The organism is Bacteroides sp. GM023 (genome assembly GCF_014750685.1).
Lineage (GTDB): Bacteria > Bacteroidota > Bacteroidia > Bacteroidales > Bacteroidaceae > Bacteroides.
On the sequence record NZ_JAAXGE010000003.1, the window covers coordinates 789,568 to 805,634 of the forward strand.

Consider the following 16,067-nt stretch of genomic DNA (forward strand, 5'->3'; position numbering starts at 1 on the left):
GAAATCTTTCAGTCGCCTACACATTTATTATAGAGTCAAATCAAATTATAATAGTTTATACATGAAACCATATACATTGCTGTGCCTTGCAGGTATAGTGACTTTTTCGTGTACGGGTAATTCCCAGGATGCCACCGAGCAGGAGATTACCGTACAAGGGGATACAATTACCCTGACTTCAGAATCAATTCTGCCTAAAATTAAAGAGAGTGAAGTGCAGATGGAATCTTATCAGAAATCATTTACCACATCAGGTGTCGTGAAGGCGATACCGACAAATTACGCGGAAATCGCTTCTCCATTTGCCGGACGCATCACCAAAACATTTGTCCGCCTGGGACAGAAAGTATCCAAAGGAAGTGCCATCTTTGAAATAAGCTCTCCCGATTTCTTTGAAACAAGCAAGACTTACTACCAAACCAAACAGGAAATGGAACTGGCATTGAAAAGCCTGAAACGCGAAAAGGACTTATTTGCCAATAAGGTAGGTGTACAAAAAGAAGTGGAAGAAGCGGAAGTCAACTACGAACTGAAAAAGAAGGATTATGAGAATGCCCTGGCAGCCCTGAAGGTTTTTCAGATTGACCCTTCCGATTTGGTATTGGGACAACCGCTGATTGTACGCTCTCCCATCAATGGTGAAGTTGTTTCGGACAAAATCATCATCGGGCAATATCTGAAAGAGGATGCCGACCCGGTGGCGATTATTGCCGACTTGAATAAAGTATGGGTAGCCGCCAACGTGAAAGAAAAGGATATTCCATTGATACGCTCACTGGCTAACGTAGAAGTATCTCTTGTATCCATGCCCGACCGTCATTTTACGGGAACAATCTATCATATCAACGAAATGCTGGACGAAGATACCCGTGCCGTGGAAGTATTGATAGAGTGTGATAATAAAGAACGGTTGATGAAACCTGCCATGTACGGAACAGTCAAACTGACCGATACGGCTGCCGACGAGATATTGATACCTACTTCCGCTATCCTGCAAAATGAAGACAGTAATTATGTACTCGTAGCTTTGGGCAACCATCAATATCAGAAACGTACTATCCGGACTGCCGGTACAGACGGGAATAGAACCGTTATCCTCTCCGGCTTGCAACCCGGAGAAAAGATTATTTCCGAAGGAGCTTTTTATTTAGTAGACGCCCGGTAACAGAAGCAGTATGAAGAAGATTATTTATCTGGCGTTACATCGGCGGGGGCTGATGTTCGTATTGTTTGCGTTTATCGGTATCGTAGGTTACTATTCGTGGACGCAGTTGGCTATTGATGCTTATCCTGATATTTCCGACACAACCGTACAAATCGTCACACAAGTGCCGGGACTTGCCGCGGAAGAAATCGAACAGCAAATATCCATTCCTATCGAACGGGCTGTCAACGGTTTGCCGGGACTCAATGTGATGAGAAGTAAAAACACTTTCGGACTTAGTACGGTAGTACTGGTATTTGATGATGGTGTGGATGATTATTGGGCGCGTCAACGGGTACAGGAACGACTTGTAGATGTCGAGCTTCCATATGACGCAGTTCCCGGATTGAATCCGTTGACCTCTCCTACCGGAGAAATCTTCCGTTATGTTATTGAGAGCGATAATCTGGATTTGCGCGAGATAACCGATTTGCACAAATGGGTTATCATTCCCCGGTTAAAACAGGTGACGGGTGTGGCGGATGTCAGCAACTATGGCGGCATCACTACCCAATATCAAATAGAGATTGACCCTCGCAAGATGGAACAATACAATGTCTCATTAGGAGATATTACGGAAAAGATTGAAAAGAATAATGTGAATGCCGGTGGTAGTATGTTGAGCCATGGTGACCTGAGTTATGTAATCCGGGGCATCGGACTGGTGAAGGACTTGCAGGACTTGGGGAATATCGTTATAAAAACAGAGAAGGGTGTTCCTGTTTATCTGAATGACATCGGCAAACTGAAATACGGTAGCCTGGAACGTAAAGGGGTGCTTGGATTCAATGACGGAGTGCATAGCTACGATGATGGCGTGGAAGGTATTGTGCAAATGCTTCGCGGTGAAAATCCGTCGAAGGTATTGGAAGAAGTACACGCGGCAGTAGACGAGTTGAATAATGAAATATTGCCGAAAGGAACACAGATTCATCCTTTTATGGACCGGACGGATTTGGTCAACACGACCTTGCGCACCGTATCGCATACATTATTTGAAGGAATGATATTGGTAGTACTGGTATTAATCATGTTTCTCCGAAGTTGGCGGGGTGCGTTATTGGTTGCACTTACCATTCCGCTGGCATTGCTGATTGCTTTTATCCTTATGCATCTCACGAATATTCCGGCGAATCTGCTTTCTTTGGGAGCGATTGATTTCGGTATTATTGTGGACGGTGCCATCGTCATGACGGAAACCATACTGAAAAAGCGTGAACGCCATCCTGGGGAAATCCTGACGGAAGACTCTATTCTCCGGCGTACTGCTGAAGTAGCCCGCCCTATCTTTTTCGCTACACTGATTATCATTACCGCCTATTTACCACTCTTCGCTTTTGAGCATATCGAAAAGAAACTGTTTACTCCGATGGCGTACACCGTAGGTTATGCGTTGATAGGCGCTCTGCTGGTCGCTTTATTTCTGACTCCCGGACTCGCTTTCGTTGCTTACCGTAAACCCAGAAAGGTATCGCATAATCAATGGCTGGAAAAGTTGAGCAGTATTTATCACGCACAGACGCTGAAGATTATCGACCGCCACAAACCGGTACTATTTTTCCTGTCTGTTATCCTTCTTCTTGCCGGCGGATTGAGTTGGATGGTAGGAAAAGACTTCCTTCCCCCGCTGGACGAAGGTTCTATTTGGATTCAGGTGCAACTCCCTCCGGGCATATCTATTGAGAAATCCAAGCAGATGGGAGCCGACTTGCGAAAAGCGGTTCGGAAGTTCCCGGAAGTTTCTTATGTAATGACACAGGTGGGACGTGACGATGAAGGCGCGGAAGCTTTTTCTCTTTCTCATGTAGAGTGCGCCGTAGGGCTGAAACCTTACTCGACCTGGAAAAACGGAAAGACAAAAGCAGACCTGATTGAAGAAATGAATGATACTTTATCCCGGATGCCCGGCTATGACGTCAGCTTCTCTCAACCGATAATCGACATGGTAATGGACCAAATAGCGGGAGCACATAGCGACCTCGCCATCAAGATCTATGGAGATGACATTGCCGAAACCCGTCGTATCGCCGAGCAAGTAGAGGGAATTGTCAAACGGATTCCCGGTGCAGTAGATGTGGCTATCGACCAGGAACCGCCTATGCCCCAATTGCAGATTATTGCCGACCGTGACCGCATCGCCCAATATGGGTTGAATGTTTCGGATGTGGCGGATTTGATTGAATTGGCTATCGGTGGCAAAGCCGTCTCACAGATATTTGTCGGCAGTAAGTCGTATGACGTGATTTGCCGGTTCAATGATGAAAGCCGCAATACACCCGAACGGATTGGTAGTCTGATGGTGACTACGGATTCCGGCAGTAAAATTCCTCTTAGCCAGATTGCTAATATAAAAATGACTACCGGAGCCAGTACTATTTCACGGGAGATGAACAAACGTCATCTGACGATTCATGTAAATCTGAGGGGCATCGACCTGACTTCTTTCCTGAATCAGGCAAATAAGGCAATCGGCCAACAAGTGAAATATGATCCTAATGCGTATCGTCTGAAGTGGGCGGGGCAATTCGAGAATCAGCATCGTGCCTATTCACGCTTAGGTATTATTGTGCCTTTGGCACTTGGATTGATGTTGCTTCTGCTTTTTGCGGCATTGGGACATTTCCGACAGGCGGCATTGCTTATGTGCGTAGTACCGCTGGCTCTTTTCGGTGGAATGTTGGCTCTGAATGTGCGTGGCATGACTCTGAATGTATCTTCGGCCGTAGGTTTCATCGCTCTGATTGGCGTGGCTATTCAAAACGGGGTGATTATGATATCACATATCAATAATTTACGCTCACGCGGAAGAACATTGCGGGATGCGGTTATCACGGGAGCACGGCATCGTTTCCGCCCTATCTTGATGACAGCAACCGTTGCCGTACTGGGACTTCTTCCCGCCTCCCTATCCACAGGAATCGGCTCGGATGTGCAACGCCCATTGGCAACTGTGATTGTCTATGGTTTGCTATTTGCCACGATTATTACTCTTTATATTCTCCCATCCTTATATTATATGATGGAGAAACGAATAGAAGAAAAAGAAAATCATCTCAATGAATAAAGTATGATAAAGAAAATCTATATATGGTCCATGCTTGCTGTCGGAGTATCCCTGCAAGCACAAAACAAGCCTTTCCCACTCTCTTATCAGGAGTATTTGGGAAAAGTAAGCAGCGGCAACCTGGAATATGCTGTGGAGAAACTGAATGTCAGCACAGCACAGGCAGACCTCGTAGCCGCACGAGTGTTTAATGACCCGGAGTTGTCCGTCAGTTACTTCAATAATGAGAACAGTAAGTTGCAGATGGGTGAAGGATTCGCTGTCGGTCTGACTCAAACCGTAACTTTAGGCAAGAGAAGTGCCGCCATCGGTATGGCACGCAGCGAAAGCGAATTGACGCAGGTGTTACTGACCGATTATTTCCGCAATTTGCAGGCGGATGCTACACTTACCTATTTGGAAGCTATCAAGCAGCAAAAACTTTACGAAGTGAAAAAGAATGCCTACAATAATCTCCGTCAGTTGGCTGAGTCGGATAGTGTACGCTATACCTTGGGAAAAATCATGGAAGTGGATGCTATACAAAGCAAATTGGAAGCGGGTATTCTCCGCAATGAATTTCTACAGGCAGGAACGGATGTGAAAAACGCTTATGCGGCAATGGCTGTAATGATGGGTACATTCAGTACTGATACGCTTTATCAGCCTGTCTCGGAATTGCAGACACAACATAAGGATTTCATTCTTAGTGACTTGATTGCCACTGCTGTTGACAGCCGTTCTGATTTGGTAGCTTTCTATAAGAATACGATTGTGGCTCATAAAGCGGTGAAAGTAGCCCGGAGAGAGAATATCCCTGATATTGACCTTTCAGTGGAAGTGGGAAAAAATGCCCGGGTTAAGAATGAAGAAGCACCTGCCCCGCCCTTCACAGGGGTTACCGTAGGAGTAGCTTTTCCATTGAAGTTCTCGGCGATGAATCGTGGAGCTGTCCACGCTGCCAAATTCAAAGAGCAACAGACGCATTTGCAATATGACCAGGCACGTCTGCAAGTACAAACAGAAGTATTGCAGGCTTACCATCAATATCAGTCATTGGTGGAACAGGTGAAACATTATGAGAATGGTATGCTTCAACAGGCTAAGGAAGTTCTGAATGGAAAGATTTACAGTTACAACCGCGGAGAAGTTTCGTTACTGGAGATTTTGAATGCGCAGCGCACCTATGACGAGGTGCAGGCGCAATATATAGAAACTCTCTATAATTACAATGCGGCACTGGTGGAATTGGAGAAATCTGCCGGTATATGGGATATACATTTATAATAGGATAAAAACGCAGTCTTTCATAGAGTTCCCCAGCGAAACTTCTATGAAAGACTGCGTCAATCTTTTAATGCCTTAACTAACCTAACTTTTATCTAACCTAACTACAAAATACCCGAAAAATCTTTTATACTACTAACAATCCTATCTTTCAATCTCTTATTTTCATCTGCTGAGAAATCACAGACAACATCTGCCGGAGCCAGTAATACGGCTTTAGCTTCTTCTGCATCTGCCATCTCTTCCGGGTGTTCTCTGAAATAAGTTTCCCATTGGGAAGCTGATTGTGGAGTTACACCCAGCACATAGTTAATGAAATCATCGTCCGTCAAAAAATCTTTTACCTTAGAGCACATATCGCATCCTTTTTTAAGCGTTTACATAAATAGGACGTCATTATTCTGTATATGTACTCAACAAAATATCCTTTTTACTAAAATTAACTTGCCAGTGTGCGCAACTTGGACAATCCGCGGTGCATCAAATTGCGTACGGACTGATAATTCATATTCATAATCTCGCAAATATCTTCGTATTTCTTTTCTTCTATATAATATAAGGTAAGTGCTTCACGCTGGCGGGGTGATAATTGGTTCAATAAACGCTTTACCAATGAAAACTCGCTTTTGCGCTGCTCTCTTTCCACATAATCGTCTTCTACATCTGTGGGAGTCGGTATAATCACTTCTTCTATGGCTGTATCAGAAGTGTACATACGTCTGCGAAGTTCGTCGCAGAGTTTATTCTTTAATGAGATGAATAAATAGGATCTGACATTATCAATGGCTCCTAATTCTTCTCTCTTAGTATAGAGTTTTACGAAGACGTCATGGATGCAGTCTTGAAGTAACTCTTTATCAATAGTCAACTTTAATCCATAATTAAAAAGGACGTTGATGTGCAAATTATACAGTTGAGAAAACGCTGCCATATTTCCCGCTTGAAAAGAAGCGAATAAAGTTTCGGTTGAATTATTAGTCTGTTCCATCATAGCATTAATTCGATTGATTTGATGTTGCAAAACTAAGCAGTATTGACCGCAACATTAGGTAATATTTGATTTGTGGATTGAAAAAACAAGTATCATGTTATATAACACTCTTTTACTAGAAATTACCGGTAAAAAAGAAAAATCCCGCTGAATAGTCTTCAACGGGATTTTCTATTTTATAGTTTATGGAACCAATAAATACCTTCTTTCTTATCAGTAACCTTTAGCTTGTATAATACGTTTATTTTCAACGATTTACTTATCACTTCTATCTTTCCTGAAGCAGGATGAATGTACTTTAATGCATACTTCCCGGACGATAATTGAACTGGAATATCTGTTCCCGACTTGGAATAAATGATACTTCCAATATCAGATTTTACCATTCTCCTATATGCATCGGTATTTGTTTCTTCCACTTCCATCACCGCAGCATCCTTCAAGAACGCCTTATCCGTGCACGGGATTACAGGACATGAACCACCTGCCATGAATACAGCCCATCCCATAGCCGGATAATTCTGTGCATAGAATGTCACAGCCTTTTGAGGGTATTTCTGCCGATACTCATTTACTGCCTTATAGGCTTCATCGAAAGTAATCTTTCCTACTTTCATCTTACGCATATGTTGGCGGGGAGCCATATTCTTTCCACCTTCAGGCGCAAAGATTCCATCCGTCTTATAATGCCAGTAGCGAATATCAATAATATCAACTACCGCAGCACGTTTGGAATCTGCAAGAATCGCATCCTGCACATCTTTTGTTGTACTCAATGCTACTTTAGCTTTCTTTCCGGTTTCTGCTTCCCATTCGGCAATTACATCCAGCCAAAATTGCACAAAGTGCAACGGGCCTGTAAATTCCGCACTTGTCAGTTGGATGACATTTGAATTATCTGCAAAGTTGTTCAAGCATTGACGGATATATTGTCTGTGCAGTTCGCGGCGTACCGGATGGGTAACGTCGTAGAACATATCTGCCACGAATATTCGTTTATCTCCGGCAAACGGAACAGGCTCTGGGAATCCGGTCTGATTGATATTGTTGCTACTTCTCCACGGACTATCCACCCAGTGTGCACCGGCTTCTATGATATTATGTTGGAAATAGTTTTCATGGAACAGAAGCAGGCCGTCTTCACTTCCTTTCTCTGCAAATTCCTTCAATCGTGACCAATACCATGCGTTAGGACGGTTCAAGTCGTATTTACTCAATCCTTCCCAAGCTGTTCCCTGACCGCTGCGTCCGAAAGGTTGTTCATAGAAAGGTCCCCATACATCTCCATCCCGACGGCGGATACGCTCGTGGTCGTCCCGGCGACGGTCATACCACAATCCGTAATTTTGGTCGAAAACGAGAATGTTTTTCTCTTTCATAAAGTTGACGACAGAGTCGATACGGTCGGTTAATCCTAATCCTTCACGTCCCGGAACAAAGCGGGTAATGGCAGGACTTGCCTTTTTCAGGAAACTGGTTTTAAGTCTGCCGTTCCACCAGGGAGTGGTATGACTGCCACCTACCAGCAAGGCGCCGTCCATTTGGATGCGTCCATTGACGATAGTTACTTCCGGTTGAACCGACAACTTCTTTAAGTTTGAAGAAGTCTTTTTCTCTTTGATGTCCTCTATTGATTTCACGCCGGCGGATGCTACTGAAGGAGCAAACTTATTTTCTTCAATCCAGTGTTCCAATGTCAGACGGGGAGTATATGCTTCTTTTGCCAATTCCATCGCTACTTCAACAGTCGGGCTGCTGGTTGCGCTTGTGTTTCGGGGCAGGATACGGGCACGTTCGCCACAGTCTTTTTGCAGTCGTTCCGCTAATTGGGCATAAAAGATACTGCGCGGTTGTACATGATTATTAGATTGTGCCCACTCACCGTCTCCCGAAAACTGTGCCCAACAACCGTATGCACGGTTCTTCGCATCTTTTGATAGGGCATAACATTCGATTTCTGCGGCGGTACACTGCCAAAACAGGCTATTTGCCGTATTCCATCCGGCTCCGTTTTTATCTTGTCCCAGGTTCTTGAAGGTAAGATTATGTCCGTCAATATTTACTACATCAAACAGCAGTCCACATGCCCAGGCGTCAATAGAGCCGCTAAATCCCAAAGATTCATACGAATCGCATTGTACGAAAGCATTAGGTCCGGCTGCACAGAATCCGGCAGCAAAGTCATGAATCCCCTGTTCAGAGTAACAACGTTGGAACAAAGTCTGTTGTCCCAATGTATGGAATGTACTACGACGCATACCACCAATTTCAGAAATAGGTTCTCTCGAAATACAGTCCTCGACGGTAATCCTAGAGCCTGTACGCTGAACGATAACGGCACTTCCGGCAAAATGCTTGAAGTTTACCTGTCTTACCCAGCAGTTTTCCGCATTTTCGATGGAGATACCCGTCCAACAATGGTCTTCGTCTTTGGGATAACGCTTATCGTAATCGGAAACCAAGGTCATATTCTCGACTCCACAATGATTGATACGTCCGTTCCATTGGTAGGCCATAACCACCGAAGTACCGTATTTGGCATCCAAAGCTACGGTCAATGGGGCATCCAATGTGATTTGATTGCCATTTACTTCGCTGACAGTTCTGTCCCAGGTCAAATCCGTATCGCCTTCCTTCCACCCCAAGGCACTGATTCCACCGCCAAAGATGTCACAGCCTAAAGAAGCAATCCATGTTTTATCGGAAGGGCGGGTTACCATTACCCGGTCGCCTTTTTTCAGAGAAGTTCCCAAAGCAACCTCCAACGTTCTTGCATTTACCGGAACGTAATTGGAGAGTACCTGCAAGGTGTCTTGCATATTCAGGTCATTTGTTCCTTCCACATAGATAAGTGCTCCTCTGTCTACTCCTTTTTTCAGTAATATTGTTTTTTCCTTATCCATTCCTCGCAGTACGATTCCAGATGCAGGAATACGGATGCTGCCGGATAGAGCAAACTCTCCTTGACCGACCAATACCGCTCCGCGAAAACCGGAAGCATCGGGAGTCAGTGAAGCTACATAATTAATGGCCCGTTGAATTCTTGCTGTGTTGTCTCCTTCCTTCCAGGATACAAATACAACATTCCGAACAGAAGGGATATCCTGTTCGGATGCCTGATAACCGCAAGTCGAGAAATCGAGAATCCGGTTTCCCTGTTCATCGGTCAGATAGGTAATTTGGTCATTCTTTACCTGCAAAGCAAAGGTTTGCGCATGATTCTGCGCAAACCCAATACTTAATAGTCCCAAAAGGATAGTTCTTATTCGTATATTCATTACAATAAACTTTATTATCTATTTATTCGGCTAAAATAAACTTTTCCGTTTAGATAGTGTATCGTGATTGTTCTTTATATTTGTCCAATCCACTTTTTTCTTGGTGTCCATACCATTAATGTATTTTTCGATGTTGGTATAGCCGTCTCCGTTGCAATCCATAGTTGCGTCTGCCGGGTCATTCGGATTCAGCCCGTTAGCAATTTCCCAGGCATCCGGCATACCGTCACCATCTGTGTCGATATACGATTCTCCCTTATATTCGGGAAGTCCGCCTACCTGACGAATATCTGTAATGATACCTTGCTTGTAAGAGTCAGCCGGTAAGCGTCTCTTTACATAAGGAGAAACAAATTCAGGCGCATCTTTTACATAAATGGCTTTTCCTGTACGTACGGTTTTAATAACACGTGTATCTACGGCATCACGTTTCGGGAAATTGGCTCCTACATTATCCAATACAAAATCAGATGCTTTTTTAGTATCCATAATGGTTACATGAGGCATTTTAAACGGTTCATCTGATTTAATCTGCGGAAGGAACTTATTTTCATCTACTTCGCTGGCTAGTTGTACGCCACCGTCCCAGTTATTCTTCGTTACCTTAGCGTTGCCATGAACGATATTACCGTTTACATAGGCTTTTCCGAAAGACAGGGGTTTACTCTTGTCACGTCCGGCTTCCGGCTTGAGGATACGATAGGAAATCGGCTTATCCAACGGAGTGATAGGTCCCGGCTTGAAGTAGTTATTAATCATGTTGTAGAAACTCTTGTTATCTCCCCCGTCTACGGAACGGTTCCACCAGTTGAAAACAACATTGTTGACGAAGTTAAAGTCTCCATCCATACCTACCGAACTGTTACGACTGATATTGGAAGCGAAGAGATTACGGCAGAACATACTGTTGTGCCCGCCGATAGTAGCGCCGAACGCATGATTATAAGTATCCAGCGCTTCGGAGAATATGGAGTTTTGAATGGTAATATTTACCGTTGGAAGTTTCAATCCATGTCCATCCGCACCTCTATTATATACATGGCGGTAGATAGACATATTCTCATCCAGCCCCCAACTTGCCGAGCAATGGTCTACTATGATATTTCCAACTGCATTTCCGCCTACCGCATCATCACGGAAAGCAACATCCTGCGCACCGCGACGGAAACGCATATGACGGATGACAACATCATGCGTATCAATCAGAAAGGATTGACCTGTCACGCAAATACCGTCTCCGGGTGCTGTCTGACCGGCAATCGTCACATAAGGAGCGCGTACGTTAATCGGGCTTTTCAGGCGAATTATTCCTGATACATTGAAAACGATGATACGTGCACCACCGGTTTCGCAAGCTTCGCGCAATGTGCCGGAGCCCGAATCTTCGAGGGAAGTGACTACGATTACTTTACCTCCGCGACCGCCGGGAGTATACATACCTCCGCCTTCCGCACCGGGGAAAGCGGGAATATTGCTTTTTATCAAATCTTCCGGTTTAGAAGCCCACGGCTTGTAGGGACGTCCTTTTTGTGCTTCTTCCAAAACTGTCGGCAGAGCTTTTTCCCATGCCGCATCTGATTTCCGTTCGAACTCCGCTTCTTGTTTTGCTGCTCTTGCCTTTACTGAGTCCGGAATCACTGGATACTGCGCTGCCACAGGTAGTACGCAGGCAACCAGCATCCACGCTGATAATACTTTCTTGATGTTATTCATTCTTTCGAATCTTAATAGGTTTACTAAAAAGACGATTAAGAAAGCATTTTGTAATCGGTTATTTCTCTCCTTTCCGCCATTCATTCATATATTCACGGGGAGTTTGGTTATATTTTTTCCGAAAACACTTGCTATAATAGCCGGAATCTTTGAATCCGACGGCAAAAGCAACTTCTGAAACGCTTAAATCCGTGTTCTTTATCAGTTCGATGGATTTATTCAGGCGAATCTCTTTTACCAGGTCTACGGGTGCTAATCCGGTAAGGCTCTTCAACTTCTTGAAGAATGCCGAGCGACTCAAGCCAATGCCGGAAGCTATCGTGTCTATATTGAAATCGCTGTCGTCCATATTTTCCTCAATCACTTGATGAATCTTTTCGAGGAATTGCACGTCTTTCTTTACCAAATATTGTTCGTAGCTGTCTTCTTCCGTCGTTGTCTGATTTTCCATTTGCTGACGGATACGTTCACGGAATATTTTTCGTTCGGCAAGCAACTGATCGATACGTGCCAGCAGGTATTCTTTGCTGAATGGTTTCGTAATGTAAGCGTTTGCTCCTAGCGTAATCGCTTTTGTCTTGGCACCTTCATCGTTCTTTGCAGTCAGGATAATCACAGGAATATGACTGATTTGGAAGTCTTTACGGATAGCTTGCAACATTTCCAAGCCGTCCATTTCGGGCATCATCTGATCAGTCACCACAATATCAGGATGATATAGATGTACTTTCTTCAAGCCTTCCACTCCATTATTGGCAACGTGAATATTGAATTTATCCTCAAGCTGAAGTTTTATCAACTGGCAAAGGTCTTTATTGTCTTCCACCAACAAGAGAGTTGGCAACGAAGCATCAATTTCCGGTTCTTCTTCCGTTCCTTCCGATGAAGAAAGAGTCTCGGCCGATTCCTCTTCGGAAGCAGCCGGAGCAACTTCAGTATCACTGACATAGAAGTCTACTTCGGACGGGCGGTAATGTTCCTTATCCATCAGAAGTTCCACAGTAAATACAGCCCCCTGCCCTTCAGGGCTTTCAGCACGAATCAACCCATGGTGCAGGTTGACTATCTCTTTGGAAAGTGCCAATCCGATGCCTGTACCTTGATAATATGGGTTCTTTGTATTTTCCCCTTGCGAGAAACGTTCAAAGATTTCGGTTAGTTTGCTTTGCGGGATACCTTCTCCGTTATCTTCTACCCGCACATAACAGCGTTTTCCGTCGTCCGTCAGTCCGGCAGTAACATAAATACTTCCACCGGCATGGGTAAACTTGAATGCGTTTGATATGATATTACGGATTACAATACTTAATTTATCTTTGTCCGCCCATACCATAATTGATTCATCCGGCAACTGGAAAGTGAAACTGATTTCATTCTCTTCCGAAAGTACCCGGAATTCTTTTTGGAAAGAGGCAATCATCTCGTTGAAGTCAATCAGGGAAACATGCAGGCGCATCTTACCATTCTGAATCTTGCGGAAATCGAGTATCTGATTGACTAACTGCAACATCTGATTGGTATTCTTCTCCATCAGTTCCACATATTGCAATCCTTTCGGAGATAGTTGCTCGCGTTCTTTCAATTCCTGTATCGGGCCTTTAATCAATGTCAAAGGCGTGCGGAGTTCATGGGAAATATTGGTAAAGAACTTGATTTTCAGTTCCGAAACCTTTTGCTCGATATAGATGTCATTCTTCATCTTAATCATAAAGAAAGCCAGTCGTAAAGCAAAATAAAGAGCTGCCAACCCAAGAATAACATAGATAAGTGTAGCCCACCAGCTTAGCCACCAGGGTGGAAGGATGGTAACAGCTAAAGTACGGTTGGAAACAAGTTCCGAGTTAGCTTCGTCAATCGTTTCTACACGGAATGTATAATCACCGGGCGGTACGTTGGTGTAAGAAGCGATACGGTTCTTGCCGGTATAGTGCCATTCTTTCTCGTAACCTTCGAGTATATAACGATAAGATACCCGGTTCTGATTGTAGAAATTCAGGGCAGCAAATTCTATCGTGAACATGGATTGGTTATAGTTCAGTTGAATTGCGTCGGCATAGGTAATGGATTCTTTCAGAATCGGGCAATCCATGAAACTACGCAAATCACGGTTGGAAACTTTGAAATCAACGATACGTGTATCATAGTTCGTGTGTTGTGTTTCCAGTTTATCGGGAGAAAATGCCAGGATTCCTTGTCGGGTGCCCACCCATAAATCTCCATTCAATGTGCGGAGCGCGCTCCCTTCTTCCAGTTCCACATTCAAAAAGCCGTCATATCTATCGTAGTTGCGAAACTGTTCGGTTGCCTTATTGAAGCAGGAAATGCCGATTTCTGTTGTAAACCACAGGTTACCGTTCTTATCTTCTACAATCGACTTGACTACATCGTTATTCATGCCTTCACGTATGCCGTAAGACTTGAAAACCGGTTCGTGCTTCTCTTTGTCATAGCTGACTAGCCGGTTCAGTCCCCCACCGAATACACTTACCCAAATTTGTGAATCGGCATCTTTATATAATACATAGATATCATTGTCCGCTACGTTGGAACGTTCGCTAACCTGGCGGTAAGTCTCAAACTGGATTTGTTCGGGTGCGGTGAAATGTCCGTCAAAAGACATCAGACCATCCATCGTTCCCACCCAAATACGTCCGTCTTCATCTTCCGTCATTGTACGCACTTCCATATAAAGACCGTAGGGCGGATATTGTTTCAGTCCGTTGTATTTATGCTTAAAGACAATCTCTCCATTTTCTTCGGAAAGCAGGTTCAATCCCCCGCCTAATAATCCTACCCAAATGCGTCCCTGACTATCCTGATAGGTAAAGTACACATCATTATTACTGATAGAGTTCGGATTTTTAGGGTCATTCTTATAACGGGTAAAGCGCAGGCCGTGAGGTGAGTTCATATCCGGCTCGGCTTTGACAAGTCCGCTGCCTTTGGTAGAGAACCATAGATTTCCGTCTTTGTCTTCCATAATATGATAGACTGCTCCCAACAGATAGTTCTTGTCAGAGAAAATCTGTTTCACCTGTCCGTTACGGTCCAAACGATACAAAGTTTGCCAGCGGGTACCTACCCATATATCTCCGTTTTGGGCTTGAAAAAGGGCACGTATTCCTTGATTCCAGGAAGTGGGCTTCTCAGCAGAAACGGGAACAGGAGATACTTCCGTCAATAACTGGAATTGTTTTTTGGGGAAGTTTACTCTATATACGCCACTACCCGTAGATGCCAGCCAAAGGATTCCGTCCTTATCTAAGAGAAGATGGAAGAACAGTTGGTTGGGAATGTCGTCGGAGAAAGGTTTCATCTGATTGATTCGGGTCATTTCCAGTTTGTCTCTGTCGAATAGGAGAATCTCTCCGCCCGGAGTCAGGAAAAACATACCTTGCTCACCGGCATCCTGCATTTCGAAGTTTCCGATGGCATTATGATTAGGAAATGTAAAACGATGGCTACTTCTGTTCAGAGGGTCATAGTATGTCAAAGCATGGTTGCCTTCTTGGAACCATATTTTGTCATATTTATCGTAGAATATGATTCCACCCTCTTTTTCGGGAATGGTGAATGGAAGTTTGGTCAGTTGCTTGTAGCCTATATTGTATTCATAAGCTCCTTCATTGGTGGTAATATACATTAAACCGGATTCGGTAACCAGCAAGTTGGAGATGGATTGTTTGATTTCCGGTATTTCATAACGGTTCACGACTCCGTTTTGCGGGTCAATGCTGTAAATATGCCCATTCTTATCCCCTAGCCACAGGAATTTGGAACTGTAGGAAGCACAAGTGAACTGTTCGGGATTAGCGGAAACTTTTTTCTGTATGAAGTCGCCCGGTTTATCTTTCAGGGCTGCACCTTTTCTTAGGGACAGTATTTGATAGTCCATACCTATCCAGTTGATAAATTCAGGTGTTTCGCAGAATACGTTATGTTTCAACCGCATATCATAGACATTCACGTTAGGACGTGAGTCGTGCAACTGCTTCATTGTAATCTTGCCATCTTTATCGGTATAGGCACGCAAAAGGCTTTTATCTTTGGTAAGTAACAGGACATCCCCGTCTTCTGTTGTCTGAATCTTGATGATTTGGATATTTTCGGAGTATTCTTTCACATCGTCATAGACTGCGTGAAAGCTTTCGTGACGTTTGTCAAACAGATAGAGTTTACGGTCAATGGTCTTAATCCATAGAAAACCATTTTTGTCTTCTACGATACGCTGAATCTTGCGAGGGGGAATATCGGCGGAATAAAATCCGTCGCGGTTGTCATAGGAACGGAATTTAGTCCCGTCAAAACTACATAGTCCATACCATGTACCGAACCAGATAAAACCATCTTCTCCTTTTAAAGTGCAGTTAACGATATTATTAGGCAATCCGCGTTCAGCCGTGTAGTGTTCCACAATCATATTCGGATAGGCAAAAGCATAAACGCCTATCATCAACAGTAATAGTATTAGAATATTCCGTTTTCTCATTGATGGTAATAATTGGAATTAAATGTGTACTCAAAGATAAGCTTTTTTTTGAAGATAGTGAC

Annotated in this window: 8 protein-coding genes; 3 read left to right on the top strand and 5 right to left on the bottom strand. The window is 43.9% G+C overall.

The window, feature by feature from the left end:
- Positions 1-61: 61 nt before the first annotated feature.
- From HC965_RS09995 to HC965_RS10005, 3 genes are read left to right on the top strand one after another with little or no spacing between them, the layout of a single operon-like run.
- On the top strand, positions 62-1,165 hold the full coding sequence (locus HC965_RS09995; protein ID WP_191031338.1) for an efflux RND transporter periplasmic adaptor subunit: 1,104 nt from the start codon (positions 62-64) through the stop codon (positions 1,163-1,165).
- A 10-nt stretch (positions 1,166-1,175) separates the two neighbouring features.
- Positions 1,176-4,268 (top strand): efflux RND transporter permease subunit, encoded by a 3,093-nt coding sequence (locus tag HC965_RS10000; protein ID WP_191031339.1) that lies wholly within the window; start codon positions 1,176-1,178, stop codon positions 4,266-4,268.
- A 3-nt stretch (positions 4,269-4,271) separates the two neighbouring features.
- Positions 4,272-5,534, top strand: coding sequence for a TolC family protein (locus HC965_RS10005; protein ID WP_191031340.1), 1,263 nt, complete (start codon positions 4,272-4,274; stop codon positions 5,532-5,534).
- Between the two features lie 104 nt (positions 5,535-5,638).
- Here HC965_RS10005 and HC965_RS10010 read toward each other — a convergent pair whose 3' ends face one another.
- The 5 genes from HC965_RS10010 to HC965_RS10030 all read right to left on the bottom strand — a co-directional run bounded on the left by HC965_RS10010 (position 5,639) and on the right by HC965_RS10030 (position 16,005).
- Positions 5,639-5,890: a hypothetical protein gene (locus HC965_RS10010; RefSeq protein ID WP_191031341.1), complete on the bottom strand. Its 252-nt coding sequence runs from the start codon at positions 5,888-5,890 to the stop codon at positions 5,639-5,641.
- An 83-nt stretch (positions 5,891-5,973) separates the two neighbouring features.
- The gene (locus HC965_RS10015; RefSeq protein ID WP_191031342.1) at positions 5,974-6,525 is read right to left on the bottom strand and encodes an RNA polymerase sigma factor; all 552 of its coding nucleotides are present in this window, start codon (positions 6,523-6,525) and stop codon (positions 5,974-5,976) included.
- Positions 6,526-6,701: 176 nt separating this feature from the next.
- Positions 6,702-9,803: a DUF6298 domain-containing protein gene (locus HC965_RS10020; RefSeq protein ID WP_191031343.1), complete on the bottom strand. Its 3,102-nt coding sequence runs from the start codon at positions 9,801-9,803 to the stop codon at positions 6,702-6,704.
- A 30-nt stretch (positions 9,804-9,833) separates the two neighbouring features.
- On the bottom strand, positions 9,834-11,516 hold the full coding sequence (locus HC965_RS10025; RefSeq protein ID WP_191031344.1) for a thrombospondin type 3 repeat-containing protein: 1,683 nt from the start codon (positions 11,514-11,516) through the stop codon (positions 9,834-9,836).
- 58 nt (positions 11,517-11,574) lie between these two features.
- Entirely contained in the window at positions 11,575-16,005 is a 4,431-nt protein-coding gene (locus HC965_RS10030; protein ID WP_370539970.1) for a two-component regulator propeller domain-containing protein, read from the bottom strand.
- Between the last annotated feature and the right edge of the window lie 62 nt (positions 16,006-16,067).

Excerpts from the sequence above, each read along its gene's own strand:
- HC965_RS09995 (WP_191031338.1), top strand. The coding sequence starts at position 62 with ATGAAACCATATACATTGCTGTGCCTTGCAGGTATAGTGACTTTTTCG.
- HC965_RS10000 (WP_191031339.1), top strand. The coding sequence starts at position 1,176 with ATGAAGAAGATTATTTATCTGGCGTTACATCGGCGGGGGCTGATGTTC.
- HC965_RS10005 (WP_191031340.1), top strand. The coding sequence starts at position 4,272 with ATGATAAAGAAAATCTATATATGGTCCATGCTTGCTGTCGGAGTATCC.
- HC965_RS10010 (WP_191031341.1), bottom strand. The coding sequence starts at position 5,890 with ATGTGCTCTAAGGTAAAAGATTTTTTGACGGACGATGATTTCATTAAC.
- HC965_RS10015 (WP_191031342.1), bottom strand. The coding sequence starts at position 6,525 with ATGATGGAACAGACTAATAATTCAACCGAAACTTTATTCGCTTCTTTT.
- HC965_RS10020 (WP_191031343.1), bottom strand. The coding sequence starts at position 9,803 with ATGAATATACGAATAAGAACTATCCTTTTGGGACTATTAAGTATTGGG.
- HC965_RS10025 (WP_191031344.1), bottom strand. The coding sequence starts at position 11,516 with ATGAATAACATCAAGAAAGTATTATCAGCGTGGATGCTGGTTGCCTGC.
- HC965_RS10030 (WP_370539970.1), bottom strand. The coding sequence starts at position 16,005 with ATGAGAAAACGGAATATTCTAATACTATTACTGTTGATGATAGGCGTT.